This is a genomic window from Streptomyces sp. NPDC058457 (genome assembly GCF_042720695.1).
In the GTDB taxonomy this organism is placed as follows: Bacteria; Actinomycetota; Actinomycetes; order Streptomycetales; family Streptomycetaceae; genus Streptomyces.
Window position 1 is genome coordinate 57,019 of sequence record NZ_JBHXLU010000054.1, and the last position, 25,916, is coordinate 82,934.

The following is a 25,916-nucleotide window of genomic DNA, read 5'->3' on the forward strand; positions in this document are numbered from 1 at the left end:
CGGTTCCGCAAGGGGCCGGCCGGGCGCCGGGCGGCCTGGTCCCGCGTGCGTTCGGCCGGTCGTTGCGCGGGGCGGTTCCGGGCGCGACCGCGCAGGCATCGACCGTCTCGGTTGCGCAGGGGAACACCAGGGTGCCGGGCGGCTCGGCATCGCGCGCCCACCGCTGTCCGTCCGGCGGCACGGTTCCTCGCGCGTCCGGTCCGTCATGCGCGGCTCAGTCCGCCGGGGGCAGTTCGCCCGAGCCGCGGGTGATCAGCCGGGTCGGCAGCTCGATCCGCTCCGGCGCCAGGAGGGTGCCGTCCAGCTGGCGGAAGAGCCGTTCGGCGGCCGTGCGGCCGAGCAGGGCCGAGTCCTGGGCGACGACCGTGAGCCCGGGGTGCAGCAGATCGGCGAGTTCGATGTCGTCGAAGCCGACGAGCGCGACCGGGCGGGCCTGTTCGGAAAGGACGCGGATCACGGTGACGGTGACACGGTTGTTGCCCGCGAAGATCGCGGTGACCGGGTCAGGGCCGGACAGCATCTCCTCGGCGGCCCGGCGCACCCGCTCCGGGTCCGTCACGCCGAGGGAGGTCCACGCCCCCTCGACGGTTATCCCGGCGTCCTCCATCGCGGCCCGGTAGCCACGCAACCGCTCGGCCGCCGTGTGGATCCGGGGCATGTCGCCGATGAAACCGATCCGGCGGTGGCCGTGCGCGATCAGGTGGGTGACCCCGTCCCGGGCGCCGCCGTAGCTGTCGGACAGCACGACGTCGGCGTCGATCTTCCCGGCCGGGCGGTCCACGAACACCGTCGCCACACCCGCCCTGATCTCCGGCTCCAGATAGCGGTGGTCGTCCCCGGCCGGGATCACCAACAGGCCGTCCACCCGCCGCGCGCACAGTGCCAGCGCCAGCTCCTGCTCCCGGTCCGGGTCCTCGGCGCTGGAGCCGTTGATGAGCAACGCCCCGTGCGCCCGGGCCACTTCCTCCACCGCGCGGCTCAGCGGGCCGTAGAACGGGTCGGCGAGGTCCTCCAGGACCAGGCCGATGCTCGCGGTACGGCCCTTGCGCAGCACCCGCGCGCTGTCGTTGCGGCGGAAGCCCAGCGCGTCGATCGCCTCCTGGACCCGGCGTTCGGTGTCCGGGGTCACCCCGGGCTCGCCGTTTACCACCCGGGACACCGTCTTGAGGCCCACACCGGCCCGCGCCGCCACGTCCTTCATCGTCGGCCGGGTCCCGTAACGGGAGCCGGGGAGACGGTCTGCGCGGCGGGAGGTGTCGGGCACGATGCGGCGTCCTGTCCTGTCGTCCACGGGGTGCATGGGCTCACGGGTTGTGTCTGGGCTCATGGGTTTGTATCAGGGATACACAGGCTTGTGGGTTTGTATGAGGATGTGGCGTCGAGCATAGAGCCTGGACAACGTTGTCAGATGCAAGGGAGACTGTCCACCGCAATCTCCGGCCTGCGCCCCCACCGCTTGACCGGCCTGTAGTGTCACTCGGCTACTCATGGTTGACGGGGAGAACTGACTCTGATGCACACCGACCTCGTGGCGGCCCTCGACATCGGCGGCACCAAGATCGCCGGCGCGCTGGTGGACGGTCACGGACGGATCCAGGCGCGCGCCCAGCGCGCGACACCCGCCCAGCAGGACGGCGAGACGGTCATGGGGGCCGTCGAGGAGGTGGTCGGCGAACTCGCCGGTTCACCCCTGTGGGGGCGTGCCCGCTCGCTCGGGATCGGCAGCGCGGGCCCGGTGGACGCCTCCGCCGGCACCGTGAGCCCGGTCAACGTGCCGGGCTGGCGGGACTATCCGCTCGTCGAGCGGGTGCGGGCGGCCGCCGGCGGGCTGCCGGTCGAGCTGATCGGCGACGGCGTCGCCATCACGGCCGCCGAACACTGGCAGGGCGCGGCCCGCGGGCACGACAACGCGCTGTGCATGGTGGTGTCGACGGGCGTCGGCGGCGGCCTGGTGCTCGGCGGCCGGCTGCACCCCGGTCCGACGGGCAACGCGGGCCACATCGGCCACATCAGCGTCGACCTCGACGGGGACCCCTGCCCCTGCGGGTCGCGCGGCTGTGTCGAACGCATCGCGAGCGGTCCGAACATCGCCCGGCGTGCACTGGAGGGCGGCTGGCAGCCGGGTCCCGACGGTGACACCTCGGCGGCGGCGGTGGCGGCCGCGGCCCGGGCCGGCGATCCGGTCGCGGTGGCCTCCTTCGAGCGGGCCGCGCAGGCCCTCGCGGCCGGGATCGCGGCCACCGCGACCCTGGTCGAGATCGACATCGCGGTGATCGGCGGGGGTGTCGGCAAGGCGGGGGACATCCTCTTCACGCCCCTGCGCAAGGCCCTCACCGACTACGCCACCCTCTCCTTCGTCCAGCGTCTGACGGTCGTACCGGCCCAGATGGGCACGGACGCGGGCCTGGTGGGCGCCGCGGCGGCCGCGCTGGCCGCCAGCCCGGACGCGGACGCGGAGGCGGCGGGGGTCTCGGGGGCCTGACGGCGGTCGCAAGGCTGCGCAGGAACGTTCAGGCCCGGTCGGTCGGTGTTCAGGACCGTCCGACCGGGCCGGGGACGAACGCGTGGGACCTCAGCAGGTGATCCGCGCGTCCGCCCAGTCCCCGTGGTCGGAGGTGATGCCGTCACCGCCGTCGGTGACGACGAGCCTGACCACCTCGGCGCCGGTCACGTCGGCGGTGAGCGGCTGGGCGGGCATGTCGGTGGTCAGCACGCCGGTCGAGGCGACCTTCGTACCGTCCGCCCAGACCTCGAACGAGACGGTGCCGTTGGCGGCCTCCTCGTCGTCCACCCCGACGTCCGCGGTGACCTTCTCGCACGTCTTCCCGGCGTAGTAGTCGATCTCGCTCTGGGCGTGGGTGCCGAGCCCCTTGGCATAGACCACCCCGCCGATGGTGATCGGATGTCCGTCGCCCGCGGCGGTCTCCCCGTTGCTGGTGTCGCGCTCCACCGGTCCCCAGCCGTTGCTTGTCGACAGCCAGGGCAGGTCACTGAGATAGGAGTTGCCGGCGGGCGGCGGGTCCGCGACGGTCATCGTGACCGTCGTCGCGCTTTCGGCGCGCACTCCGGTGGGCGACCGGTAACTGGCCCTGAGTTCCAGGTCGTACGACCCCTTCGGCGTCCCTGCGGGAGCGGTCACCTGCCAACTGGTGTGCAGTGCACGGCCGGTCGACAGGGCGGGGGCCTTCGTCGGCGAGGCCGCCCTGACGGTCCAGCCCTCCGGGCCGGTGAGTGACACGGAGACCTTCCTGGCCGTGGTGCGGCCGAGGTCGGTGACCGAGGTGGTGAGCGCGGACGACGTGCCGGGCTCGCTGAACCGGCTGCCGTCCAGGCCGAGTTCGACGGCCGGCGGGTGGGCCGCCCAGCGCCGGTCGGCGGAGACCCGCACCAGGACGGTGCCGTGTGCCGGGACGATCGCGGAGACGGTGCCGGCGGTGTTGTAGCTCCGGTGCTGCCACAGGTCGCGCAGGGTGTAGGCGGGGGCCTTCGGGAGGCCGACGGCCGTCGCCGAAGTCGCGATGCGCTGCGGCGAGTCGGACTCGTTGAACAGGGCGACCGCGCGGCTGCCGTCCGTCATCTCCTTGGCGACGACCCAGCGCCCGTCCTCCGAGGAGACCACCGTGCCCTGCTTGCCCAGCGGGTCCTGGTCGACGGCGATGACCTCCTTGTTGTCCAGGATGTCGAAGGTCGCCCGGGAGGCCTTGCGCAGGTCGGTGCCGATGAGCAGCGGGGCGGCCATGACCGACCACATCGAGAAGTGCGAGCGGTACTCGGTGTCGGTCATGCCGCCGTTGCCGACCTCCAGCATGTCCGGGTCGTTCCAGTGCCCGGGGCCCGCGTACGGCGCGAGCGGCAGGTTCTGCTTCAGGATCGACACCATCGAGCCCCAGCTGTCGCTGATGTCCCCGGTGGTGCGCCACAGTTGGCCGACGTCGGCGGCCCACTCCCAGGGCTTGTTCTCGCCCCATTCGCAGATGCTGAGGACGATGGGCCGGCCGGTCGCCCTGAGCGCGTCGCGCATGATGGTGTACCGCTGCTTGGCGTCCACGCCCTGGTTGTTGCAGTTGTCGTACTTGAGGTAGTCGACGCCCCAGTCGGCGAACTGCCGGGCGTCGCTGTACTCGTGGCCGAGGGCGCCCGGGAAGCCCGCGTCGTTGCAGGTCTTGGTGCCGGCGCTGGTGTAGATGCCGAGCCTCAGGCCCTTGGCGTGCACGTAGTCGGCGACGGCCTTGATCCCGCCCGGGAACCGGGCCGGGTCCGGGACCAGCTTGCCGTCCGCGTCCCGTTCGGGCAGGGCCCAGCAGTCGTCGAGATTGACGTACCGGTAGCCGGCGTCCTTGAGGCCCTTCGCCACGAAGAGGTCGGCGATGCCCTTGACCATCGCCTCGTTGAAGTCCGCGCCGCAGTGCGTGGAGTTCCAGTTGTTGAAGCCCATCGGCGGGGTCTGCGCGAGACCGTCGGCCGGGGCGGGGGAGGCGGTCTTCGTGTCGGCGACGGCGGGCGCGGCGAGGCCCGCCGTACACAACAGGGCCGCGGCCAGTGCTCCGACCACTCTTCGGCGGGTCGTGCGGGTGTGAGGGTGACGCATCGTTACGTTCCTCCGACTCGCGAAAGGTGCGATGACGGCATGTACGCGTCATCGCTCTGTGCGATTACGTTAGAACCCGTCGGAGTGTGTTGAATAGAGAGCGGTGATGATGGTTCCGTGCTTCGTTCGGGATCTGCCTGGTCCAGACCGGAACGAATCGGGTCATCCGATGTTCCGGTCCGTCGGGCCGAACTCGTGGACCACCTCGATCGTGCCGACGATGTGCGCGTTGAACTCGTCCAGCTCCTCGGCCGGCACCCACAGCTCCAGGATCGTGCTGCCGCCGGCCTGCCGGACCGGATAGCGGCGGAGGAACTCCGCGTCGACCCCGAATCGGGTCACGAAGCCCGCGCCGTCGTGCTTGACGTTCCAGTCCCGGGCGATCCTGATCGCGTAGTCCTCGTCGAGCACCGGGTAGAAGATCGGCTGCTCGGGCAGCCGGGGCGGCCAGGTGCGCCACTCCAGCTCCCGGACCAGCCCGAGCTCCACGGGGCCGGTGGGCCGCCAGAGGGTCGTGGTCGGGCGTGAGGTCGTCATGGCGTACGGCTTCCTGGGTGAGCGTGATGCGCGTGTGGGTCGTGTGGGCACGGCCGGGGTGCCCGACGGTATCGGCGTCGTGATCATCCGGCCAACCGGTTTCCGCTCCGACGTGTCCCGTTGCTCTCCTCGCGGGTACGCCCGTGACCCCCGGCCGTCCGCGTAGTTGGAACGGGCATGAAGAAGCGCAGCATGCTCGCCATCGCCAGCCTGGCCACCGGATTCGTCGTGGCCGCCATCACCCCGTCCCACGCGGCCGACGAAGGCCCGCTCGGCGACCTGAACGTCTCGGACACCCTGGAGCACGTCGACCACTTCGTCGGCCAGGACAGCTTCCAGGCCGATCAGAACCTCCTGGGCCAGGAGTAGCCCGGCGGGGCGGGAGCGGGCAACGGTGCCGGTGTTCCAGGCAGGGGACACCGGCACTCGGTTTGCGCGCCCTCAACGGGAGCTGGTTTCCGTGGCAGTGTGGAGCGGGCAAGCCACAGGGGGCCAACAGAAGAGGGGGAGTCCGTGATCGTCTGGGTCAACGGGGCGTTCGGTGCGGGTAAGACCACCACCGCACGTGAACTCATCGAACTGATCCCGAACAGCACGCTCTTCGACCCCGAGGTCATCGGCGGGGCGCTGACACACCTGCTGCCGGCCAAGCACCTCGCAGACGTCGGCGACTTCCAGGATCTGCCGATCTGGCGACGACTGGTGATCGACACGGCGGCCGCGATGCTCGCCGAGCTGGGCGGGACCCTGGTGGTTCCGATGACGCTACTGCGCCAGGAGTACCGGGACGAGATCTTCGGCGGCCTCGCGGCCCGCCGGATCGCCGTCCGGCACCTGTGCCTCACCCCGGCCGAAACGATCCTGCGCGAGCGAATAGCCGACCGGGAGATCCCACCCGACCTGCCCGACGGCGAGATACGGATCCGGCAGTGGTCGTACGACCGCATCGATCCCTACCGTGCCGCCCTCGCCTCCTGGATCAGCGCCGACGCCCATCTCGTCGACAGCAGTGCGCTCAGTCCTTATGAGACGGCGGTGCGGATCGCGGGGGCGGTCGGGAGTGGCGAAGCCGCGGTATGTGACATAGTGCAAACCCCTGAACCCACCGCCGAAACCGTCGCCGCAGGCGTCCTCCTCTTCGACGAACAGAACCGCGTCCTCCTCGTGGACCCCACCTACAAGGCCGGCTGGGAGTTCCCGGGCGGTGTCGTCGAGCCCGGTGAGGCCCCCGCCCGGGCGGGAGTGCGCGAGGTCGAGGAGGAGACCGGGATACGGCTGGAGGAGCTGCCGGGACTGCTCGTCGTCGACTGGGAGCAGCCCGCCCTGCCCCGCTACGGCGGTCTGCGGCTGCTCTTCGACGGCGGCCGGCTGGACTCCGCCGAGGCCGGGCGGCTGGTGCTGCCGGGACCGGAGCTGCGTGACTGGCGCTTCGTCACCGAGCAGGAGGCCGCCGAACTGCTTCCGCCGGTGCGCTACGAACGGCTGCGCTGGGCCCTGCGCGCCCGCGAGCGCGGTGCCGCGCTCTATCTGGAGGCCGGTGTCCCGGTCGGTTGACATTCCTTGATGGATCGTCAAGTTCCCGTCATGCGCTGGTTGTTGGCGGGGACTTTGGCATTTCCGGGGCGTGTGTAGGGGACTTTGCGCGGGGTGGAAGGTTCCTGGGGGAAAACGAGGGTGAATTGTCGCCGTCCCGGTATGAACAAGAACGTGAAGGAGGTACACGGACGTTCTACCGTCGGTGCGCAGCTCAACTTCCTCGCGGCCACTGGCCGCCATGCACAGGCCGGACAACCACCGGCTGAAGGAGGGACATGCGCGCGCACTCTTCGGCCCTCACGAGGGGCCTCGCACTGACCGCCGGGCTCGTTCTGGCGCTCGCCGCCTGCAGCAGCGGGGGAGGCGGCGGGGGCAGCGGCGGCAAGGGCACCTCGGCCGGTCTCACGTCCTGCTCCACCCAGGGCAAGGCGGACACCTGCAACTCCGGCACCACCAAGGCCGGCGGCACGTTCGCCTACGTCATCGAGAAGAACATCCAGCAGTGGAACGTGCAGGACACCAACGGGAACACCTTCGAGAACGCCGAGGCGCTGAGCCCGGTGCTACCCCAGGTCTACGTCCCGCAGCCGGACTTCAGCGTCAAGCTCAACACCGACCTGGTGACCTCGGCGACCCAGACCAGCGCGAGCCCGCAGACCATCGTCTACAAGATCAACCCGAAGGCGTCCTGGAACGACGGGACAGCCATCACCGCCGACGACTTCATCTACTACTGGCGTACCAACGACGGCAAGGACTGCCCGCCGCCGCCCGCCAGCGACTCCACCCAGACCAAGGGCTGTCTGCCGGAGAGCACCGCCGGCTACGACCGCATCAAGTCGGTCACCGGCTCCGACGGCGGCAAGACCGTCACCGTGGTGATGGCCAAGCCCTACGCCGACTGGAAGTCCCTGTTCGGCGCAGGCTACCCGTTCTACCCGGCGCACGTCGCCGAGAAGGTCTCCGGTGCCAAGGCGGGCGACGCGGCCCACATGACGGCCGCCCAGATGACCCAGGGCTGGCAGTACTTCCAGAGGAACCCGCCCACCAAGTACGCGACCGCGGGCCCGTACAAGATGACCGAGTGGGTGGACAACGACCACGCCACCTACGAGCCCGACCCCAAGTGGTCGGGGAAGAAGGCCACCCTGCAGCGGCTGATCTTCAAGGTGATCTCGGACGCCACCCAGGAGCCGATCGCGCTGCGCAACAACGAGGTCCAGGGCATCTACCCGCAGCCCGAGGTGGACCTCGTCAACCAGGTGAAGGCCATCCCCAACGTCACCTACACCATCGGCAGCGGCCTGACCTGGGAGCACTTCGACCTCAACCTGCACAACCCGGTGATCGGCAAGTACCTGGCCCTGAGGCAGGCGATGTTCACGGCGATCAGCGTCAAGGACATCATGGCCAAGACGGTCGCCCAGTTCGACCCCGGCGTGAAGCAGCTCTACAACCACAACTTCGTCCCGGGGACGGCCGGTTACCAGGACGTGGTCAGTGCCAGCGGCCAGGGCTCGGGTGACCTCGCCAAGGCGAAGAAGTACCTCACCGACGCCAAGTTCACCGGAGTCGGCACCGCCCTGAAGACCCCGGACGGTACGGCTGTCGGGCCCTTCAACTGCCGTTACACCACCGGCAACCAGATCCGGCAGAGCGAGTGCCAGATCCTGCAGAGCGACCTCGCCAACCTCGGGATCAAGGTCACGATCAAGCCCATCGGCGCCGCCGACCTCGGCACGGTCCTGGCCGGTCACCAGTACGACATCATCGTCTTCGCCTGGGTCGCCTCGCCGTTCGCGATCAGCGGCGCCCAGCAGCTGTGGACCACCGGAGGCGGCGGCAACTACGGCGGCTACAGCAACAAGCAGGTCGACTCCCTGATCAGCACGGCCATCGGCGAGACGGACCAGACCAAGGCCGCCTCCCTGCTCAACCAGGCCGACCAGCTGATGGTGAACGACGCTTACGTGCTGCCGCTCTACCAGAAGCCCACCTTCCTCGCGGTGCAGACCCGGTTCGTCAACATGCGCAACAACTCCACCAACGTCGGACCGCCGTACAACGTCGGCGAGTGGGGCCTCAAGAAGTAGTCCCAGCGACCAGCCGGACCGATTCCCGGCCCCGGAGACCCCGGGGCCGGGCCTCCGCGAGAGAAGACCGCATGCTCGCCTACACCGTGCGCCGCATCCTCGTCTCCATACCCGTCCTGATCGTCTCGACGTTCATCGTCTTCCTGGTCGTCGTCAACTCCGGTGACCCGGTGGCCAACTTCGCCACCTCCCGGCAACCTCCGCCCAGCAAGGCCGCCGTGACCGCCTTCGCCCGGCACATCCACGCCGACGAGCCCGCCGTGGAACGCTACTGGAACTGGATCACCGGTGTCCTGCACGGCGAGTGGGGCCCGTCCGTCCAGACCAACCTGGACATCGGCCACGACCTGTTCACCCGCTTCCGGGTCACCGTCACCCTGGTCGCCGCCGCCATGCTGCTCGCCCTGGTGATGTCCGTCGTCTTCGGGGTGTTCAGCGCGATCCGCCAGTACAGCGCCGCCGACTACACCATCACCTTCCTCGGCTTCCTGTTCCTCGCCATGCCCGTGTTCTGGTTCGCCGTACTGCTCAAACAGGCCGGGGTCTGGTTCAACCAGGAGACCGGCAGCCAGTTCCTCGGCACCATCGGCGAGAAGTCGCCGTACCTCGAAGTGGACACCACCTGGAACGAGTTCACCGACCGCGTCGGCCATCTCATCCTGCCCACCATCACCCTCGCCCTGGTCTCCTTCGCCTCCTGGACCCGCTACACCCGCGCCTCCATGCTCGAAGTCCTGGACAGCGACTACGTCCGGCTCGCCCGCGCCAAGGGGCTGCGCCGCGGCAAGGTGCTCACCCGGCACGCCCTGCGCACCGCCCTGATCCCGCTCGCCACCGTCACCGCCCTCGACGTCGCGATCATCCTCGGCGGCGCGGTCATCACGGAGACGATCTTCCAGTGGCACGGCATGGGCGAGATGCTGGTGCAGGCCGCCACCACCCTCGACGTCTACCGGACCATGGCCTGGCTGCTGCTGTCCGCCGTCGTGGTCATCGTCTTCAACCTCTTCGCCGACCTCCTCTACGCCGTACTCGACCCGAGGATCCGCTATGACTGACATCGGGGCACTCGGGCCGGCCGGTACGCAGACACCGAGCGACGACCACGAGTTCACCGTCGTGCAGCGCAGCCAGACCCGGCTCGTCCTGCGCCGCTTCCTGCGCCACCGGGCCGCGATGATCAGCCTGGTCGTCTTCGTGCTGATCGTGCTGTGGGCCTTCGCCGGCCCGCACTTCTGGCACTACTCGTACGCCAAGTTCACCCCGGACAACTCCCAGCCACCCTCCTGGAAACACCCGTTCGGCACCGACTCCTCGGGCTACGACGCCTACGCACAGGTGATGCGCGGCACCCAGACCTCGCTGAAGATCGCCATCCTGATCGCGCTCGGCTCGACCCTGGTCGGAGCCGTGTGGGGGGCCGTCGCCGGCTTCTACCGGGGCTTCGTCGACGCGCTCATGATGCGCATCGCCGATCTCGTGCTCACCCTCCCGCTGTTCGCGATCGCGCTCGTCATCTCCTCGCGCAGCGGCGGCTCCTGGTACTGGATCGCCGCGGTGATCGCCGGACTCACCTGGGCGTACGTGTCCCGCGTGGTGCGCTCGTCCGTACTCTCCCTGCGCGAGAAGGAGTTCGTGGAGGCCGCCCGGGCGCTCGGCGCCTCCGACACCAGGATCATCTTCCGGCACCTGCTGCCCAACGCGCTCGGCCCGATCATCGTGAACGCCACGATCCTGGTCGCCACCGGCATCCTCACCGAGACCGCCCTGTCCTTCCTCGGGTTCGGCGTCCAACCGCCCGACACCTCCCTCGGGTTGCTGGTCGCCCAGGCACAGACCGCGGTCGACACCCGGCCCTGGCTCTTCTACATCCCCGGCGCCTTCATCATCGCCATCGCCCTCACCATCAACTTCATCGGCGACGGGCTGCGTGACGCCTTCGACCCCCGGCAGCAAAGGGTGCGACAGTGACCGACACGGGCAACGCCAAGGGCATCGACAGGGTCGTGGCGAAGGGCGAGGAGTCGGGCGCAGTGCTCGAAGTCGAGGACCTGAGCGTGGAGTTCCCCACCGAGGACGGGACCGTACGGGCGGTGCGCGGCGTCGGCTACCGGCTGGAGCGGGGCGAGGCACTGGGCATCGTCGGCGAGTCGGGGTCGGGCAAGTCGGTCACCGCCCTTGCCGTGATGGGGCTGCTGCCCGGCTCGGCCCGGGTGCGCGGCTCGGTGCGGTTCGAGGGCACGGAACTGCTCGGGATGTCCGACGCCCGCCTCTCGGACGTACGGGGCAGCGGCATCGCCATGGTCTTCCAGGACCCGATGACCTCCCTCAACCCCGTCTACACGGTCGGCTACCAGATCGCCGAGACCCTGCTCCGGCACAATCCGAGGCTCGGCAAGCGCCCGGCCCGTGGGCGCGCCGTGGAACTCCTCGGCACGGTCGGCATCCCGAGCCCCGAACGGCGCGTCGACAGCTATCCGCACGAACTCTCCGGCGGCATGCGCCAGCGGGTCGTCATCGCCATCGCCATCGCCAACAACCCGGACGTCATCATCGCCGACGAGCCCACCACGGCCCTCGACGTCACCGTCCAGGCCCAGATCCTGGAGGCCCTGGAGGCCGCCCGCGCCGAGACCGGCGCCGCGCTCGTCCTGATCACCCACGATCTGGGCGTGGTCGCCGGCCACACCGACCGGGTCGCCGTCATGTACGCGGGGCGAATCGTCGAGACCGGCTCGGTCGAGGACATCTTCTACACCCCGCGCATGCCCTACACCCTGGGCCTGCTCGGCTCCCTGCCCCGCCTCGACCGCGAGGAGGACCGCCTGACCCCCATCACCGGCTCCCCGCCCTCGCTGCTCAACCTGCCCCCGGGCTGCCCGTTCGCCCCGCGCTGCCCGATGCGCCGGGAGCCCTGCGACACCACGGAACCCGCCCTGCGCCCCGTCGGCTCCGACGCCCACCGCAGCGCCTGCCACTTCGCCGACGAACTCGTGGACACGGCGGCCGGCGAGGTCTTCGACGCCGTCGGCGCCGACACCGAGGCCCTGGCCCGGTTCGCGGACCTGGAGGACGATGCCCGATGACCGATCCGCTGCACCCGCTGCCCGGTCACGGCGGCACCGGCGACCCCGTCCTCCAGGTCCGCGACCTCGTCAAACACTTCCCGGTGATGTCGAGGGGCGTGGTCCGCCGCCGGGTCGGCGACGTGCACGCCGTCTGCGGGGTCTCCTTCGACCTGTACGAGAACGAGACGCTCGGCCTGGTCGGCGAGTCCGGCTCCGGCAAGACGACCGTGTCCCGGACCCTGCTCAACCTGGAGACGGCCACCTCGGGCTCCGTCCATTACCGGGGCCGGCTGCTGACCGACCTGAGCAGACGTCAGATGCGGCCACTGCGCCGTGAGTTGCAGATCGTCTTCCAGGACCCGTACGCCTCCCTGGACCCCCGGATCTCCGTCCACGAGATCGTCGCCGAACCCCTGCGCATCCACGGCCGGTACGGCCCCGGCGCCGCCGACGAGGTACGCGAACTGCTGCGGTTGGTCGGCCTCAACCCCGAACACGGCAACCGTTTCGCGCACGAGTTCTCCGGCGGACAGCGCCAACGCATCGGCATCGCAAGGGCGTTGGCACTGCGACCCAAGGTGATCGTGCTGGACGAGCCGGTCTCCGCCCTGGACGTGTCGATCCAGGCGGGCGTCCTCAACCTGCTGATGGACCTCCAGAGCGAACTGGGCCTGTCCTTCCTGTTCGTGGCGCACGACCTCTCCGTAATGCGCCATGTCGCGGGCCGGGTCGCGGTGATGTACCTGGGCCGCCTGGTGGAGATCGCCCCCGCCCGGCAGCTCTTCGCCCGCCCCGCCCACCCCTACACCCAGGCCCTGGTCTCCGCGATCCCGCTGCCCGACCCGCGCAAGGAACGCGCCCGGAAACGGATCACCGTCCAGGGTGACGTCCCGAGCCCGGTCCGCCCGCCCAGCGGCTGCCGCTTCCGCACCCGCTGCCCCAAGTTCGCGAACCAGCTCACCGACAGCGAACGCACGGCCTGCGTCGAACGGGTGCCGGACCTGGTCGACCGGGGCGGCGGCAACCCGGTCGCCTGCCACTACGCGGAGAACGTGCAGTTGCTGTGACCGTCCGGGTACGGAAACGGCGTCAGCCGGCTCTCCTGCTCCACCCGTCGGCAGAAGACCTCCATGCCGACGGCGAGCGGGGCGTGCCGCATCAGCAGGTCGGCGGCGGCCCGGGGGATACCCTCGGGCCGTGTCCCGCGGGCACAGGCCCGAACGAACTCCGCGCGCTCCTCGCCCCGGTACCCGAACAGGGCGGTGACCAGCCAGATCACGAGGTAGTAGACGGTGTACGCGCGGTCGTAGTGCCGATGCCGGTCGAAGAAGTCCCGTTCGTCCGGGCCCAGTCGGAAGCGTGAGCTGAGGGAGAGCCCGAAGTCGGTGAGGTACAGCTGCCGGCCGTCGGTGAGGATGTTGCCGAAGTGGGCGTCGAGGTGCAGGAGATGGCTGCCCGAGAGGAAAGCGGTGAGCCCCTCCAGCCCTTGGGCCGTGAAGGTACAGGCCGAGTCCGCCCGCTCGGTGCGCAGTTCGGCGTCCAGCCAGTCGTGCAGGGTGTGCGGGACGTGCTCCAGGAACAGGGTGAGGCTCGCGGAGGCGTCCCGCAGGGCCTCGACGCGGTCCCGTACGCCCGGGAAACCGCCCCAGTAGGCCACCGCCTTGTCGACGTCCGCGAGTTCGACGGGCAGCGGGGCGGGCGTGTCGGGCAGCACCCGCCAGTGGTGCAGCAGCGGGAAACCGGGGAACCGGCCCGCCAGCACCCAGTCCGTCGTCACCTGGTGCGCGGCCAGCTCCCGCCAGCCGCCGAACCCCGGGCTGCCGACCGCGCCGATGCCGTAGTGGCAGTACGGCGGCAGGCCGAAGAGGTTCTCGGTGGAGCGGGTGTGCCGAGGCTCCTGTTCCCGGTCGGTCAGCGGGATCCGCTTCACGAACACCGGCCTGTCGTCCACCGCGAGCCGCACCGCTCTCCCGCCGATCCCGGCCCCGAGCGGCTCACCGGCCGCGACCAGTTCGGCCAGCTCGAAGTCGGTCAGCAGGCTCAGGGAGTTCGCGATGCCGGTATGGGCGGTGATGCGGAGCGCGGTGTCGGTCATACCCCCATGGTCACCGCGGCGGTCCGTAGGTGTCCGCGGATTCCCGCAGCGCCCGGGACGCGCCGGCGGTCACCGGATCGCCGTGGCCGAAGCACGCCGTCTCGGTCTCCAGGGCGGCCAGCCGCCGGAAGGACGCGACGGCCGGCTCCCGGTCGAGATTGAACACCCCGAGCATCACCAGGCCGGTGCCCGGCGCCGCCGCCACCGCGTCCCCGGTGAACAGCACACCGTGCACGGGCAGATGGAGGGCGATGCTCCCGTGGGTGTGCCCGGGGACATGGACGACCCGGGCACCGCCGCCGAAGTCCAGGACGTCCCCGTCGGACAGCTCCGTGACCTCCTGCGGGGGGACCGGCTCGGCGGCCGGCAGCAGCTTGGCCGCCGCGGCATGGATCGGCAGCTCCCAGTCCTCGAACACCGGCGGCGGACCCGGGAGTTCGCCCCTGATCACCGGCGCGTCCAGGCGGTGGGCCAGCACTTCGGCACCGCTCAGCACGGCGAACTCGGCGGCCCCGCCGACGTGGTCCTCGTGGAAGTGGGTGAGCACGATCCGTCGCACCGCCGAAGGGGACCGCCCCAGCACGGTGAGCGCGTCGGCGATCGACCGGCCCGCGCCGGGCGGCCCGGCGTCGACCAGGGTCGAGGCGCCGGTGTCGGGGTCGTGCCAGAGGTAGGCCTGACCCACCGGGAAGCGCAGCAGGTGCAGCCGGGGGAGCAACTCGATGACGACCATGTCCCGACCGTAGGAAGGACCCCCGCCCGTGGACGAGGGTCCTCCGCTGTGGGCAGAGCGATTCAGCCGACCGCGTACGTCGGCCGACCCGGGTGTGTCAGCCAGCCGCGTAGTTCCGCAGGAACAGTGCCTCCGCCACCGACAGGCGCTCCAGCTCCTGCGGGGAGACGCTCTCGTTGACGGCGTGGATCTGCGCCTCCGGCTCGCTCAGACCGATCAGCAGGATCTCGGCCTGCGGATAAAGGCTCGCGAGGGTGTTGCACAGCGGGATGGAGCCGCCCTGACCCGCGTACTGCATCGTCTCGTCCGGGTAGGCGACCGCCATCGCGTCGGCCATCGCCCGGTACGCCGGGCTGGTGGGGTCCGCGCGGAACGGCTGGCCCTGGCCGACCGTCTCGGTCCGCACCCGCGCACCCCACGGCGTGTGCGCCTCCAGGTGGGCCTGGAGCAGCTTGCCCGCCTCGGCCGCGTCCACGCCCGGCGGGACCCGGAGGCTGACCAGGGCGCGGGCGCTCGCCTGCACCGACGGGGTGGCGCCGACCACCGGCGGGCAGTCGATGCCGAGCACCGTGACCGCCGGACGGGCCCAGATGCGGTCCGCGACCGAGCCGTCACCGATCAGCTCGACGCCGTCCAGCACCTTGGCGTCCCTGCGGAACTGCTCCTCGTCGTACTCCAGACCCTCCCAGCGCGTGTGAGGCGCGAGCCCGTCGACCGTCGTGGAACCGTCCTCGGCGCGCACCGAGTCCAGGACGCGGATCAGCGCGGCCAGGGCGTCCGGGGCGGCGCCACCGAACTGCCCGGAGTGCAGATTGCCCCGGAGTGTGTCGATCTGGATGCGGACCATGGTCATGCCCCGCAGAGTCGTGGTCACCGTCGGCAGCCCCACCCGGAAGTTGCCCGTGTCGCCGATGACGATCGCGTCCGCCGTCAGCAGCTCGGGGTGCTGCTCGGCGTACCGCTCCAGGCCGCCGGTGCCCATCTCCTCCGAGCCCTCGGCGATCACCTTGACGTTGACCGGGACGCCGCCGTTCGCCTTCAGCGCACGCAGCGCCAGCAGGTGCATGATCAAGCCGCCCTTGCAGTCGGCGGCACCGCGCCCGTACCAGCGGCCGTCCCGCTCGGTCAGCTCGAACGGCGGGGTGGTCCAGGCGGCCTCGTCCAGCGGCGGCTGCACATCGTAGTGCGCGTACAGCAGGACCGTTTTGGCACCCGCCGGGCCCGGCAGGTAGCCGTACACCGACTGTGTGCCGTCCGGGGTGTCCAGTACGGCGACGTCCGTGAAGTCCTCGGCGCGCAGCGCGTCGGCCACCCAGTTCGCGGCGCCCTCGCTCTCGCTCTTCGGGAACTGGGCGAAGTCCGCCACCGACTTGAAGGCCACCAGCTCGGCGAGCTCCGCCTTGGCCCTGGGCAACAGGGCGGCGACGGTCTCGGCGACCGGATTGGACGACATGGGCACGCTCCTCGTGGGTGCGACGTTGAACTGGTGAGTGGACCGATCCTCCCACAGTGGCCTGCGGCGATCTCCGCCGTAGGATGCGGGGGGACAGGTGGCGGATGTCGGCCTACGGACGGACAGGGCCTGATCCACGGCTTGACGGCTTGATAAGGCTTCTACGGCTTGATACGGCTTCTACGGCTTGATCGGAGCAGCGGACCATCGTGAGCGGCGAGAATTCTTCGGCGGACGACGTGCAGGCGGACGACGCGCAGCGGGTGTGGGACGTCGTCGTGGTGGGCGCGGGACCCGCAGGGGCCTCGGCCGCCTATGCGGCAGCGGTCGCGGGACGGCGCGTGCTGTTGCTGGAGAAAGCCGAGCTGCCCCGCTACAAGACCTGCGGCGGCGGCATCATCGGCCCCTCCCGCGACGCGTTGCCGCCCGGCTTCGAGCTGCCCCTCAAGGACCGGGTGCACGCGGTCACCTTCTCCAACAACGGACGGTTCACCCGCACCCGTCGCTCCAAGCAGATGATGTTCGGGCTGATCAACCGTCCCGAGTTCGACCAGCAGCTGGTCGAGCACGCCCAGAAGGCGGGCGCCGAGCTGCGCACGGGTGCCGCCGTGCAGCGCGTCGAGCAGCATGGCTCGGCGGTCCCGGACCGGCGGACGGTTGCCGTCGTGCTCCAGGGCGGCGAGACCCTGCTGGCCCGCGCGGTGGTCGGCGCCGACGGCAGTGCCAGCCGCATAGGCGCCCATGTCGGGGTGAAGGTCGACCAGGTGGACCTCGGCCTGGAGGCGGAGATCCCGGTGCCGGAGACGGTCGCCGAGGACTGGAAGGGCCGGGTCCTCATCGACTGGGGCCCGATGCCGGGCAGTTACGGCTGGGTCTTCCCCAAGGGCGACACGCTGACCGTAGGCGTGATCTCGGCGCGCGGCGAAGGCGCCGCCACCAAGCGGTACTTGGAGGACTTCATCGCCCGGCTCGGCCTCGCCGGCTTCGAACCGAGCATCTCCTCGGGCCACTTGACCCGCTGCCGCGCCGACGACTCACCGCTGTCCCGGGGCCGGGTGCTGGTCTGCGGTGACGCGGCGGGCCTGCTCGAGCCGTGGACCCGCGAGGGCATCTCCTTCGCACTGCGTTCGGGGCGCCTCGCGGGGGAGTGGGCGGTGCGGATCGCCGAGGCCCACGACGCCGTCGACACCCGCCGCCAGGCGCTGAACTACGCCTTCGCCATCAAGGCGGGCCTCGGCGTCGAGATGAGTGTCGGCAAGCGGATGCTCGCGGCTTTCGAACGCCGTCCCGGACTGTTCCACGCGGTCCTGACCGGGTTCCGTCCCGCCTGGCGGGCGTTCAAGGAGATCACCCAGGGCCGGACCTCCCTCGGTGAACTCATCCGCTCGCACCCGCTCGCCCAGCGCGCCCTCACCGCCTTCGGCCCGGAGCCGGCGGCCAAGGAGAGCACGCCGACGGAGGACACGGCCGACGAGGAAGCCGTCACTTCGTGACGGTGACCCGGAAGACGGGGTGGTCGGCGCCGGCCGCGACGAGTTCGTCGTCGGAGGACCTGGCCGTCACCCCGGGGAAGTACTGCTTGACCTCCCAGCCCCACTTCTCCAGGTAGGTCCGCAGCACCGGGAGCTTCTCGGCATCGGGAAGCTCCACCACGGTGAACTCCCGCACCTTCCGCCCCACCCGCAGCTCCCCGCCGCCGGCCACGCGCATGTTCCGCACCCACTGGGAGTTGCCGCGCGCCGAGACCAGGTACTGGGTGCCGTCGTACGTGTGCGGGTTGACCGGGACGCGCTGCATCCTGCCGCTCCTGCGGCCGGGCACGGACAGTTCCGCGCTGCCCGCGAGGCTGATCCCGCGCCGGGCGAGCCAGCCGACGAGGCTGTTCATCCGGACGGCCATCGGGTTGGCCTTGGCGTAGTACGGCTCGGGCGACGGCTGCGGTTCCGGCTGCGACTGTGACGACGACATGATGACCCCCACCTGCTTGGGAGAGCAGTGCTCTCGCTTGAGGAACAGTGTGGGGGAGATCGGTGATCCACTGCAAGAGCGGTGCTCTCTTTTTTGAGCGGTGCACTTGTGTGTGTGCACCGATCTCATTTGTGATCGCTGGTCCAAATCAAGTGCACTGCTCCGAAACGTGTGCACCGCTCTGCAAACATGGCAAACTGCTCCCCATGACCACCCCACAGGGCGCCCGCGCGCGAGCCAGGATGGAAGTCACCACGGCCATCAAGGACGAGGCGCGCAGACAGCTCGCGGCCGAGGGTGCGGCCAAGCTGTCGCTGCGGGCCGTGGCGCGCGAACTCGGCATGGTCTCCTCGGCGCTCTACCGCTACTTCCCGAGCCGCGACGACCTGCTCACCGCGCTGATCATCGACGCCTACGACTCCCTCGGCGAGGCCGCGGAGACCGCCCACGCCGCTGTCGGCGACGTGGCCCCGGCGCAGCGCTGGGTCGCGGTGTGCGAGGCGGTGCGCGCCTGGGCGCTGACCCACCCCCACGAGTACGCGCTGATCTACGGTTCGCCGGTGCCCGGCTACTCGGCGCCGGACACGACCATCCCGCCGGCGGCCCGGGTCGCCCTCGTTCTCATCGGGATCCTGCGCGAGGCGTTCGAACGGCATGGTCTGGCCCGTACCCCGGTACCCGTCGAACTCGCCCCCGAGGCCCGCCGGATGGCCGACGAGCTGATGCCCGGCCTCCCGCCGGAGGTGGCGGTGGCCATGGCCGCGGCCTGGGCCCAGCTGTTCGGGCTGGTGGGGTTCGAACTGTTCGGCCAGTTCAAGGGGGTCGTGGAGGAACGGGATCGGTTCTTCCGGCACGCGGCCGCGCAGCTCGCCCACGGGGTGGGGCTGGTCTTCCCCTAGCGGAGCCCTTCGGGTGAGGTGACGGAGACGCCGTCGCCTCGGCTCACGCCGTGACCTTGTCCAGGAACGCGGCGAGGTTCGTCACGGTCCGCCGTATCTTCTCCTCCAACGTGAGTGACTCCGGCATGCGCCCGCCCACGCCCGCGTCCCGCTTGCCCCGCACGTACAGCGAGCAGGCGAGGTCGCTGCAGAGGTACGCGCCCACGGAGTTGCCCTGCTGCCCGGCCTTCCCCGCCTTGGCGGCGACCATCAGCGAGACGCCTCCGGTGTGCGTGGTCAGGCAGATCGAGCACATGCTGCGCCGGGTCTGCCAGGAGGAGGGGCTCGGGCAGCGCAGCGCCACCGCCCGCGCGCGGCCGTCGGCCGGTTCGGCCACCAGGTAGGCGCGGTCGGGTGCCTGGGGATCGCGCCAGCCGAAGTAGTCCAGTCGGCCCACGGTCGTTCGTCCAGGTCGTGGGGGATGTTCAGGCGTTTCGCCGCGCCCTTGGTGCAGTTCACGAACGTGGCACGGATCTCTTGCTCGGTCAGCTGCCTCATGCAACGCACGCTAATTTGCCTAAAGGCTTTAGGCAAACGCATAATCGGTTCAGGCTAGAGGCGAAGGTGAGGAGCGGGCGTGGCGCGAGCGGGACTGAGCACGGAACGACTGGTCCGGGCCGGAGCCGAACTGGCCGACGAGGTCGGCTTCGATCAAGTGACCGTCTCGGCGCTGGCCAGACGGTTCGACGTGAAGGTCGCCAGCCTGTACTCGCACGTCAAGAGCTCCCAGGACCTCAAGACGAGGATCGCGCTGCTGGCGCTGGAGGAGCTCGCCGACCGGGCCTCCGACGCGCTGGCCGGACGGGCCGGCAAGGATGCCCTCATTGCATTCGCCGACGTCTACCGCGACTACGCCCGCGCCCACCCCGGCCGCTACGCGGCGGCCCGGCTGCGTCTCGACCCGGAGACGGCGGCAGGCAGCGCCGGCGTTCGGCACGCTCAGATGACCCGGGCGATCCTGCGCGGCTACGACCTGACCGAACCGGACGAGACCCATGCCGTCCGGATGCTCGGCAGCGTCTTCCACGGCTATGTCGACCTGGAACTGAGCGGCGGCTTCAGCCACAGCGCCCCCGACAGCCAGCAGTCCTGGACCCGCGTCCTGGACGCCCTCGACGCACTGCTGCGCAACTGGCCCGCCCCGTCCTGACCCCCCTTTTTTTCTTCGCATTCCTTCGCATTGCTTCGTATTTCTTCGTACGGAACACAGAGGCCATGAACACCCACCCCCGCCGGATCACCACCCCGATCACCGCCGACCTGCTGCGCGGCGCCCTCGACCTGGAGCACACGGAGCACGGCATCCTGCCGCACCGGCTCCCGGCCCGGGCCCGCGCCCAGTGCGCCGACCCGCAGCTCGCCATGGTCGAGTCCCAGCCCTCCGGCGTACGGCTGGTGTTCCGCACCCGCGCCACCGCCGTGGAACTGGACACCCTGCCCACCAAGCGGCTCTACGTCGGCGCGCCGGCCCGCCCGGACGGCGTCTACGACCTGCTCGTCGACGGCGCCCTGGCCGGTCAGGGCAGCGTGTCCGGCGGCCAGGTGCAGGTCGTCGACATGAGTGCCGGGACCATGGAGCTCCGCCCCGGACCGGTCGGCACCCTCCGCTTCACCGGCCTGCCCGAGCGCGAGAAGGTCGTCGAGATCTGGCTGCCGCACAACGAGACCACCGAACTGGTCGCGCTGCGCACCGACGCCCCGCTCGCCGCCGCACCCGACCACGGTCGCAAGGTCTGGCTGCACCACGGCAGTTCCATCAGCCACGGCTCCGACGCCGCGAGCCCCACCGCCATCTGGCCGGCACTCGCGGCCGCGCTCTCCGGCGTGGAGCTGGTCAACCTGGGGCTGGGCGGCAGTGCCCTGCTCGACCCGTTCACCGCCCGCGCCGTCCGGGACACCCCCGCCGACCTGATCAGCCTCAAGCTCGGCATCAACGTCGTCAACACCGACCTGATGCGGCTGCGGGCCTTCGGTCCCGCCGTGCACGGCTTCCTCGACACCGTCCGCGAAGGGCACCCCACCACCCCGCTGCTGGTCGTGTCGCCGATCCTGTGCCCCATGCACGAGGACACGCCGGGCCCCACCGCCATGGATCTGAGCGCCCTCGGCGCGGGCCGGCTCGCCTTCACGGCCGCGGGCGACCCGGCCGAGCGCGCGAGCGGCAAGCTCACCCTGAACGTCATCCGGGACGAGCTGTCCCGGATCGTCGCCCAGCGCGCGGCCGAGGACCCGCACCTCCACTACCTCGACGGCCGCGCCCTCTACGGCGAGGCCGACTCCGCCGAGCTCCCGCTGCCCGACGGACTCCATCCGGACGCGGCCACCCACCGTCGGATCGGCGAACGCTTCGCCGGGCTGGCCTTCGCGGACGACGGCGCGTTCGCTCTCGCGGGGTTCGGCGGCGGCCACTGAGCCCGAGCTTGCTGGACCCGAGCTTGCTGGACCTGGGCTCGCTGGACCTGGGCTCGCTGAGCCTGCGTCTGCTGAGCCTGAGCCGCTGCCTGCCGGGCCGGCGGTCCTCATCGCGCCGAGTCGGACGACGTCTCGTCGCCGCTGTCCGGGATCAGTACGACCTTGCCCGCAACCGTCCCCGACTCGGCGAGCCGCAGTGCTTCGGCGGCCTGGGTCAGAGACAGTCGGGCGGCGATGCGCGCGGTGACCTCGCCGCGCTGGAACGCCTGGAACACCTGGGTGAGGTCGGCGCTGAGACGGGCCCGGAAGCGGTTCTTGCCGAGGGCGCGGCCCTCCCAGACGTTGAAGAAGTAGGCGTGCCGGCCGTTGGGCAGCGCGTTCCACAGCCACACCCGGCCGAGGATCTTCAGCACGGGGAGCTGCTTGGAGCCGGAGTCGTCCCGGGTGGTGGCGCTGCCGTAGGCGACGAGGGTGCCGCCCGGGGCGAGGAGCCGCCAGGAGTCGATGACGCTGCGGCCGCCGAGGTGGTCGAAGACGGCGTCCACACCGCCGGGGGCCAGTTCCCGGACCCGGGCCGGGACGTCCTCGGTGCGGTAGTCGACCGGGGTCACGCCCAGCTCCCGCAGCGCGTCGTGGTGACGGGCGGAGGCCGTGCCGATCACCTGGAGGCCGGCCGCCCGTGCCAGCTGGACGAGGACCGTGCCGACGCCGCCGTTGGCGCCGTGCACCAGGACCGTGCCGCCGCTGCGCACCCTGGCCTTGCGGTGCAGCATCTGCCAGGCCGTGATGCCGTTGACGACCAGCGTCTCCGCCTCCGCCGCACCGACACCGGCGGGCACCTGTACGGCATCGGCCGCGTCGAGCACGACATGGCTGGCCCAGCCGCCGACCTTCACCAGTGACGCCACCCGCTTGCCGACGAGCCCGGGCTCGACGCCCGCACCGGCCGTGAGCACCGTGCCGACCAGGTCGTAGCCGGGGACGAAGGGGAAGGGCGGCTGGTCGTAGTAGCGGCCGCGGCGCATCTGCTGCTCCGCGAAGGAGACACCGGTCGCCTCCATGCGGACGACGATCTGGCCGGCCGCCGGGGCCGGGATCTCCCGGCGCTCGATACGGAGGCCCTCCGGCTCCACGACGCCCGGCAGGACGACCTCGATGAGCTGGGTGTTTCCGGCGGTTCCTGCAGTTCCCATGATGAAGACCTCCGCGTGCAGACGGTATGTAGATGTGCTTGCAAGCGGGAGATGCTCTCGCTTGCGTTAGAAGCTATAACAAACATGACTGGTGCTCGCTGGAGTGTCAAGCCCTCGCGTTGGATGTGGTCATTGCTCCTGTTAGATCCACTGCCGAAAGTGATAACTTGAAACAAAGATGAGAGCCCGAAGCCTGAAGTCATCGAGCCCCGAGGTGCCGAGGCGCCCGGGCGGCGAAAGTGAGAGAGGAGCGTGACGGCCATGGCCGCAGACGCGGACGCGGTGAGCCCCCGAGAGCGGTACCGGAGCCAGGTACGGGCGGACATCAAGGCGCGCGCCTGGGAGCAGATCGCCAAGGCGGGCGCGTCGGGTCTGTCCCTGAACGCGATCGCCAAGGAACTGGGCATGAGCGGCCCGGCCCTCTACCGCTACTTCGGCAGCCGCGACGAGCTGATCACCGAGCTGATCCGGGACGCCTACCGCGGCCTGGCCGACACCTTCCGTGCCGCCGCCGGTTCCGGGGCCGGTATCGGCGGCCTCGCCCACGCCCTGCGCCGCTGGGCGCTCGACGACCCCCAGCGGTACTTCCTCGTCTACGGCACGCCGGTCCCCGGCTACCAGGCACCCGACGACATCACCGGCATCGCCCAGGAGATCATGGCGGCCCTTCTCGACGTCTGCGCGGCGGCCGAGCCCGAGGCGCCCGCCCCGGCCTCCGCCGGTTTCACCGCGCACCTCTCCCAGCACCGCGAGTGGGCCGGCGGCCACCCCGCGCCGGCGGGAGTGCTACGGCGGGCGCTGGCGTTCTGGACCCGGATGCACGGAGTGCTCTCGCTGGAACTCGCCGGTCACTTCACGGGCATGGGCTTCGACCCGGACCGGCTGTTCGACGCCGAGGTGGCGGAGCTGACACCCGGCCGCTGACCAGGCCCGGCGGCCTACTTCCCGGGGAGTAGGCGTGATCACCTCGCCGGGCTGACGCTCGCGTGCTCCGGCGGCGTCTAGCGTGGCGGTCATGGACGAGCAGCGGGTACGGGAGCGCGGTCCCGCGCAGTGGTGGCACCACGGACCCCCGTGGTGGAACCTCCCCGACGCCACCGGCACCAGAGCCGATGCCGATGCCGGCACCAGCGCTGACGCCGGGACCCGCCGCCTCCGCCTGCCATGGCGCTCCACCGTGCTGCTCACCGTCCTCGTGCTGGTGGTCTCGAACTTCGCCGCCCATGCGCAGCCCCACCGCGAGCCCCTCGACCCGTACGCCCGCCTGCTGCTTCTCGCCACCTGCGCCCTGCTGCTGTGGCGGCACCGGCACCCGGTGGTCGTGGCGTTCGGCACGGCCGCGCTCGCTCTGGTCTACCTCGGTGCCGGCTACCCGTACGGACCGGTCTTCGCGGCCGTCGCCGTGGCCTGCTTCAGTGCCGTCGTCGCCGGGCACCGCCGGGCCGCCTGGGCGGCGCTCGGGATGCTGTGGGCCGGGCATCTGCTGATCTCGCTCTGGCTGTACCGCCGGCTGCCGCCGCCGGGCGACACGGGTGCGAACCTCGGCCAGGAGGTGATCATCGCCACCTGGGTGCTGATCATCGTCGCGGTGGCCGAGCTGGTCCGGCTGCGGCGCGAGCAGTGGGCGGGCGAGCGGGCCGACCGGGCCCAGGCGGCCCGGCGGCGCGCGGACGAGGAACGGCTGCGGATCGCCCGGGAGTTGCACGACGTCCTGGCACACAGCATCTCGGTCATCAACGTCCAGGCGGGCATGGGTCTGGCTCTCCTCGACTCGGACCCGGAGCAGGCCAGGGCCGCTCTCACCACCATCAAGGCGGCCAGCAAGGAGGCGCTCGGCGAGGTGCGCCAGGTGCTCGACACCCTGCGCGCCCCGGGCGACGCACCGCGGGCGCCGGCGCCCGGTCTCGGGCGGCTGCCGGAGCTGGTGGAACAGGCGGCGGGCGCCGGACTCGCCGTGGCCGTGACGGGGGAGCCGCCGGGCCTTCCGCCCGGCGCCGACCTGGCCGCCTTCCGCATCGTGCAGGAGGCCCTGACCAACGTCGTACGGCACTCGGGCTCGCGGCACGCGCGCGTGCGGCTCGAACACGGAGGAGGGGAGCTGCGGTTGCGGATCGACGACGACGGTCCGGCTACCGGGGCGGACGCGGGCGGCAGCGGGAACGGGCTGGCCGGGATGCGGGAGCGGGCGGCCGCCCTCGGTGGCGCGATCGAGGCGGGACCACGCGCCGACGGCGGCTTCCGGGTGCTGGCCGTACTGCCCTTGGACGACAGGGACGACAGGGACGACAGGGACGACAGGGACAACAGGGAGGACCGATGATCCGGGTGCTGCTCGCCGACGACCAGTCGCTGGTGCGGGCCGGTTTCCGGGCGCTGCTCGACGCGCAGCCGGACATCGAGGTGACCGGTGAGGCGGCGGACGGTGAGGAGGCGCTGCGCAAGGTGCGTGAACTGCGCCCCGACGTCGTCCTGATGGACATCCGCATGCCGCGTCTGGACGGCCTGGCCGCGACCCGCCGGGTCACCGGAGAGGAGGAGCTGAAAGACGTCAGGGTGGTGATGCTGACGACGTTCGAGCTCGACGAGTACGTCTTCGAGGCGATCCGTTCCGGCGCCTCGGGCTTCCTGGTCAAGGACACCGAGCCGGACGAACTGGTGCGGGCGGTCAGGGCGGTGGTGGCCGGGGACGCGCTGCTGTCGCCGGGGGTGACGCGACGGCTGATCGGGGAGTTCGCGGCCCGTTCCAAGGAGCCGGCCGCCGCCGGTGCCCTCGCCCGGCTCACCGAGCGGGAAAGGGAGGTGATGGCCCTGGTCGGCATCGGCCTGTCCAACGAGGAGATCGCCCGCCGTCTGGTCGTCAGCCCCCTCACCGCCAAGACCCACGTGAGCCGCACCATGATCAAGCTGGGCGCCCGCGACCGCGCCCAACTGGTCGTCCTGGCCTATGAGTCGGGGCTGGTACGACCGGGCTGGCTGGGCTGAGCCGAGCGCCCGAAACGGAGCAGCACGCTGACGACCCGGGCGAGGAACACCACGGCGGCGAGCACCACGCCCACGACGGGCAGGGTGCGCTCCAGGCCGCCGGGCAGCTCGAACAGCAGCACCGGACCGGCCACCGCCCCGAAGACGACCACGGCCGCGAACACCGCACTGCACAGCGAGTATCCGATCTCGACGGTGATCGCGTCCCGCTCGGCCTGACTTCGCCGTCCCCCGTACATCGTCATACCGGCAGTCTCACAGCCGTGGGGGGGGGGGGGGCGCGCGCCCCCCCGGGCCCCCCCGCGCCGGGGACCCCCCGA

Annotated in this window: 24 protein-coding genes and 1 pseudogene; 15 read left to right on the top strand and 10 right to left on the bottom strand. The window is 71.0% G+C overall.

Translation table 11 applies throughout. The features are described from left to right. Nucleotides 1-214: 214 nt before the first annotated feature. Nucleotides 215-1,300 carry a LacI family DNA-binding transcriptional regulator gene (locus ACFWPS_RS33700; protein ID WP_383712146.1) on the bottom strand — a complete coding sequence of 362 codons (1,086 nt, stop codon included), beginning with the start codon at nucleotides 1,298-1,300 and terminating at the stop codon, nucleotides 215-217. 213 nt (nucleotides 1,301-1,513) lie between these two features. On the opposite strand from ACFWPS_RS33700, the gene ACFWPS_RS33705 reads away from it, so the two are divergent. Beyond that, the gene (locus ACFWPS_RS33705) at nucleotides 1,514-2,482 is read left to right on the top strand and encodes an ROK family protein (RefSeq protein ID WP_383712081.1); all 969 of its coding nucleotides are present in this window, start codon (nucleotides 1,514-1,516) and stop codon (nucleotides 2,480-2,482) included. Nucleotides 2,483-2,572: 90 nt separating this feature from the next. Here the strand turns inward: ACFWPS_RS33705 and ACFWPS_RS33710 are convergent, their stop codons facing one another. Then, a complete protein-coding gene (locus ACFWPS_RS33710; protein WP_383712082.1) occupies nucleotides 2,573-4,588 on the bottom strand; it encodes an NPCBM/NEW2 domain-containing protein in 2,016 nt (671 codons plus the stop codon). Nucleotides 4,589-4,750: 162 nt separating this feature from the next. Further along, the gene (locus ACFWPS_RS33715; protein ID WP_383712085.1) at nucleotides 4,751-5,125 is read right to left on the bottom strand and encodes a hypothetical protein; all 375 of its coding nucleotides are present in this window, start codon (nucleotides 5,123-5,125) and stop codon (nucleotides 4,751-4,753) included. 177 nt (nucleotides 5,126-5,302) lie between these two features. Between ACFWPS_RS33715 and ACFWPS_RS33720 the strand changes: the two genes are divergently transcribed. The 7 genes from ACFWPS_RS33720 (at nucleotide 5,303) to ACFWPS_RS33750 (ending at nucleotide 12,889) form a co-directional block, all read left to right on the top strand. Then, on the top strand, nucleotides 5,303-5,494 hold the full coding sequence (locus ACFWPS_RS33720) for a hypothetical protein (protein WP_383712088.1): 192 nt from the start codon (nucleotides 5,303-5,305) through the stop codon (nucleotides 5,492-5,494). Between the two features lie 144 nt (nucleotides 5,495-5,638). Further along, the gene (locus ACFWPS_RS33725; protein WP_383712091.1) at nucleotides 5,639-6,679 is read left to right on the top strand and encodes an NUDIX domain-containing protein; all 1,041 of its coding nucleotides are present in this window, start codon (nucleotides 5,639-5,641) and stop codon (nucleotides 6,677-6,679) included. A 257-nt stretch (nucleotides 6,680-6,936) separates the two neighbouring features. Continuing rightward, a complete protein-coding gene (locus tag ACFWPS_RS33730; protein ID WP_383712093.1) occupies nucleotides 6,937-8,754 on the top strand; it encodes an ABC transporter family substrate-binding protein in 1,818 nt (605 codons plus the stop codon). A gap of 71 nt (nucleotides 8,755-8,825) precedes the next feature. Then, nucleotides 8,826-9,812 (top strand): ABC transporter permease, encoded by a 987-nt coding sequence (locus ACFWPS_RS33735; RefSeq protein ID WP_383712095.1) that lies wholly within the window; start codon nucleotides 8,826-8,828, stop codon nucleotides 9,810-9,812. After that, a complete protein-coding gene (locus ACFWPS_RS33740) occupies nucleotides 9,805-10,725 on the top strand; it encodes an ABC transporter permease (RefSeq protein WP_383712098.1) in 921 nt (306 codons plus the stop codon). Before ACFWPS_RS33735 ends, ACFWPS_RS33740 begins: the two co-directional genes overlap by 8 nt. After that, nucleotides 10,722-11,840 (top strand): ABC transporter ATP-binding protein, encoded by a 1,119-nt coding sequence (locus tag ACFWPS_RS33745; protein ID WP_383712100.1) that lies wholly within the window; start codon nucleotides 10,722-10,724, stop codon nucleotides 11,838-11,840. Before ACFWPS_RS33740 ends, ACFWPS_RS33745 begins: the two co-directional genes overlap by 4 nt. Then, entirely contained in the window at nucleotides 11,837-12,889 is a 1,053-nt protein-coding gene (locus ACFWPS_RS33750) for an ABC transporter ATP-binding protein (protein ID WP_383712103.1), read from the top strand. Before ACFWPS_RS33745 ends, ACFWPS_RS33750 begins: the two co-directional genes overlap by 4 nt. Here ACFWPS_RS33750 and ACFWPS_RS33755 read toward each other — a convergent pair. From ACFWPS_RS33755 to ACFWPS_RS33765, 3 genes are all read right to left on the bottom strand, one after another. Continuing rightward, nucleotides 12,862-13,917 carry a protein kinase family protein gene (locus tag ACFWPS_RS33755; protein ID WP_383712106.1) on the bottom strand — a complete coding sequence of 352 codons (1,056 nt, stop codon included), beginning with the start codon at nucleotides 13,915-13,917 and terminating at the stop codon, nucleotides 12,862-12,864. The two genes, ACFWPS_RS33750 and ACFWPS_RS33755, sit on opposite strands and share 28 nt — an antisense overlap. Nucleotides 13,918-13,927: 10 nt before the next feature. Beyond that, nucleotides 13,928-14,650: an MBL fold metallo-hydrolase gene (locus ACFWPS_RS33760; protein ID WP_383712108.1), complete on the bottom strand. Its 723-nt coding sequence runs from the start codon at nucleotides 14,648-14,650 to the stop codon at nucleotides 13,928-13,930. Nucleotides 14,651-14,747: 97 nt separating this feature from the next. Beyond that, nucleotides 14,748-16,103: a dipeptidase gene (locus ACFWPS_RS33765; RefSeq protein WP_383712110.1), complete on the bottom strand. Its 1,356-nt coding sequence runs from the start codon at nucleotides 16,101-16,103 to the stop codon at nucleotides 14,748-14,750. Nucleotides 16,104-16,312: 209 nt separating this feature from the next. Between ACFWPS_RS33765 and ACFWPS_RS33770 the strand changes: the two genes are divergently transcribed. Next, nucleotides 16,313-17,596 (top strand): geranylgeranyl reductase family protein, encoded by a 1,284-nt coding sequence (locus ACFWPS_RS33770; RefSeq protein ID WP_383712113.1) that lies wholly within the window; start codon nucleotides 16,313-16,315, stop codon nucleotides 17,594-17,596. On the opposite strand, the gene ACFWPS_RS33775 is transcribed toward ACFWPS_RS33770, so the two are convergent. Then, entirely contained in the window at nucleotides 17,586-18,071 is a 486-nt protein-coding gene (locus ACFWPS_RS33775) for a nitroreductase/quinone reductase family protein (protein ID WP_383712115.1), read from the bottom strand. The two genes, ACFWPS_RS33770 and ACFWPS_RS33775, sit on opposite strands and share 11 nt — an antisense overlap. Nucleotides 18,072-18,277: 206 nt before the next feature. Here ACFWPS_RS33775 and ACFWPS_RS33780 point away from each other — a divergent pair, with 206 nt between their 5' ends. Further along, nucleotides 18,278-18,970, top strand: coding sequence for a TetR/AcrR family transcriptional regulator (locus tag ACFWPS_RS33780; RefSeq protein ID WP_383712118.1), 693 nt, complete (start codon nucleotides 18,278-18,280; stop codon nucleotides 18,968-18,970). Nucleotides 18,971-19,013: 43 nt separating this feature from the next. Here the strand turns inward: ACFWPS_RS33780 and ACFWPS_RS33785 are convergent. Then, nucleotides 19,014-19,507 (bottom strand): annotated as a pseudogene (locus ACFWPS_RS33785) (FBP domain-containing protein). Between the two features lie 79 nt (nucleotides 19,508-19,586). Here ACFWPS_RS33785 and ACFWPS_RS33790 point away from each other — a divergent pair. Together ACFWPS_RS33790 and ACFWPS_RS33795 are read left to right on the top strand one after the other, a co-directional pair. Next, complete coding sequence (locus tag ACFWPS_RS33790; protein WP_383712120.1) at nucleotides 19,587-20,159, top strand: TetR/AcrR family transcriptional regulator; 573 nt, start codon at nucleotides 19,587-19,589, stop codon at nucleotides 20,157-20,159. A gap of 65 nt (nucleotides 20,160-20,224) precedes the next feature. Continuing rightward, entirely contained in the window at nucleotides 20,225-21,421 is a 1,197-nt protein-coding gene (locus ACFWPS_RS33795; protein ID WP_383712123.1) for a GDSL-type esterase/lipase family protein, read from the top strand. A gap of 107 nt (nucleotides 21,422-21,528) precedes the next feature. Here the strand turns inward: ACFWPS_RS33795 and ACFWPS_RS33800 are convergent, their stop codons facing one another. Beyond that, entirely contained in the window at nucleotides 21,529-22,614 is a 1,086-nt protein-coding gene (locus tag ACFWPS_RS33800) for a medium chain dehydrogenase/reductase family protein (RefSeq protein WP_383712126.1), read from the bottom strand. A gap of 261 nt (nucleotides 22,615-22,875) precedes the next feature. Here ACFWPS_RS33800 and ACFWPS_RS33805 point away from each other — a divergent pair, with 261 nt between their 5' ends. From ACFWPS_RS33805 to ACFWPS_RS33815, 3 genes are all read left to right on the top strand, one after another. Further along, the gene (locus ACFWPS_RS33805) at nucleotides 22,876-23,538 is read left to right on the top strand and encodes a TetR/AcrR family transcriptional regulator (RefSeq protein WP_383712129.1); all 663 of its coding nucleotides are present in this window, start codon (nucleotides 22,876-22,878) and stop codon (nucleotides 23,536-23,538) included. A 91-nt stretch (nucleotides 23,539-23,629) separates the two neighbouring features. Then, nucleotides 23,630-24,934: a sensor histidine kinase gene (locus tag ACFWPS_RS33810; RefSeq protein WP_383712132.1), complete on the top strand. Its 1,305-nt coding sequence runs from the start codon at nucleotides 23,630-23,632 to the stop codon at nucleotides 24,932-24,934. Beyond that, nucleotides 24,931-25,596, top strand: coding sequence for a response regulator (locus tag ACFWPS_RS33815; protein ID WP_383712135.1), 666 nt, complete (start codon nucleotides 24,931-24,933; stop codon nucleotides 25,594-25,596). Before ACFWPS_RS33810 ends, ACFWPS_RS33815 begins: the two co-directional genes overlap by 4 nt. Here ACFWPS_RS33815 and ACFWPS_RS33820 read toward each other — a convergent pair. Then, a complete protein-coding gene (locus ACFWPS_RS33820; protein WP_383712137.1) occupies nucleotides 25,557-25,841 on the bottom strand; it encodes a DUF6332 family protein in 285 nt (94 codons plus the stop codon). The two genes, ACFWPS_RS33815 and ACFWPS_RS33820, sit on opposite strands and share 40 nt — an antisense overlap. Between the last annotated feature and the right edge of the window lie 75 nt (nucleotides 25,842-25,916).

What these genes read in the sequence shown, in the direction of transcription:
- ACFWPS_RS33700 (WP_383712146.1), bottom strand. Translation starts at nt 1,300, where the DNA reads ATGCACCCCGTGGACGACAGGACAGGACGCCGCATCGTGCCCGACACC.
- ACFWPS_RS33705 (WP_383712081.1), top strand. Translation starts at nt 1,514, where the DNA reads ATGCACACCGACCTCGTGGCGGCCCTCGACATCGGCGGCACCAAGATC.
- ACFWPS_RS33710 (WP_383712082.1), bottom strand. Translation starts at nt 4,588, where the DNA reads ATGCGTCACCCTCACACCCGCACGACCCGCCGAAGAGTGGTCGGAGCA.
- ACFWPS_RS33715 (WP_383712085.1), bottom strand. Translation starts at nt 5,125, where the DNA reads ATGACGACCTCACGCCCGACCACGACCCTCTGGCGGCCCACCGGCCCC.
- ACFWPS_RS33720 (WP_383712088.1), top strand. Translation starts at nt 5,303, where the DNA reads ATGAAGAAGCGCAGCATGCTCGCCATCGCCAGCCTGGCCACCGGATTC.
- ACFWPS_RS33730 (WP_383712093.1), top strand. Translation starts at nt 6,937, where the DNA reads ATGCGCGCGCACTCTTCGGCCCTCACGAGGGGCCTCGCACTGACCGCC.
- ACFWPS_RS33735 (WP_383712095.1), top strand. Translation starts at nt 8,826, where the DNA reads ATGCTCGCCTACACCGTGCGCCGCATCCTCGTCTCCATACCCGTCCTG.
- ACFWPS_RS33740 (WP_383712098.1), top strand. Translation starts at nt 9,805, where the DNA reads ATGACTGACATCGGGGCACTCGGGCCGGCCGGTACGCAGACACCGAGC.
- ACFWPS_RS33750 (WP_383712103.1), top strand. Translation starts at nt 11,837, where the DNA reads ATGACCGATCCGCTGCACCCGCTGCCCGGTCACGGCGGCACCGGCGAC.
- ACFWPS_RS33755 (WP_383712106.1), bottom strand. Translation starts at nt 13,917, where the DNA reads ATGACCGACACCGCGCTCCGCATCACCGCCCATACCGGCATCGCGAAC.
- ACFWPS_RS33760 (WP_383712108.1), bottom strand. Translation starts at nt 14,650, where the DNA reads ATGGTCGTCATCGAGTTGCTCCCCCGGCTGCACCTGCTGCGCTTCCCG.
- ACFWPS_RS33765 (WP_383712110.1), bottom strand. Translation starts at nt 16,103, where the DNA reads ATGTCGTCCAATCCGGTCGCCGAGACCGTCGCCGCCCTGTTGCCCAGG.
- ACFWPS_RS33775 (WP_383712115.1), bottom strand. Translation starts at nt 18,071, where the DNA reads ATGTCGTCGTCACAGTCGCAGCCGGAACCGCAGCCGTCGCCCGAGCCG.
- ACFWPS_RS33780 (WP_383712118.1), top strand. Translation starts at nt 18,278, where the DNA reads ATGACCACCCCACAGGGCGCCCGCGCGCGAGCCAGGATGGAAGTCACC.
- ACFWPS_RS33795 (WP_383712123.1), top strand. Translation starts at nt 20,225, where the DNA reads ATGAACACCCACCCCCGCCGGATCACCACCCCGATCACCGCCGACCTG.
- ACFWPS_RS33800 (WP_383712126.1), bottom strand. Translation starts at nt 22,614, where the DNA reads ATGGGAACTGCAGGAACCGCCGGAAACACCCAGCTCATCGAGGTCGTC.
- ACFWPS_RS33805 (WP_383712129.1), top strand. Translation starts at nt 22,876, where the DNA reads ATGGCCGCAGACGCGGACGCGGTGAGCCCCCGAGAGCGGTACCGGAGC.
- ACFWPS_RS33810 (WP_383712132.1), top strand. Translation starts at nt 23,630, where the DNA reads ATGGACGAGCAGCGGGTACGGGAGCGCGGTCCCGCGCAGTGGTGGCAC.
- ACFWPS_RS33815 (WP_383712135.1), top strand. Translation starts at nt 24,931, where the DNA reads ATGATCCGGGTGCTGCTCGCCGACGACCAGTCGCTGGTGCGGGCCGGT.
- ACFWPS_RS33820 (WP_383712137.1), bottom strand. Translation starts at nt 25,841, where the DNA reads ATGACGATGTACGGGGGACGGCGAAGTCAGGCCGAGCGGGACGCGATC.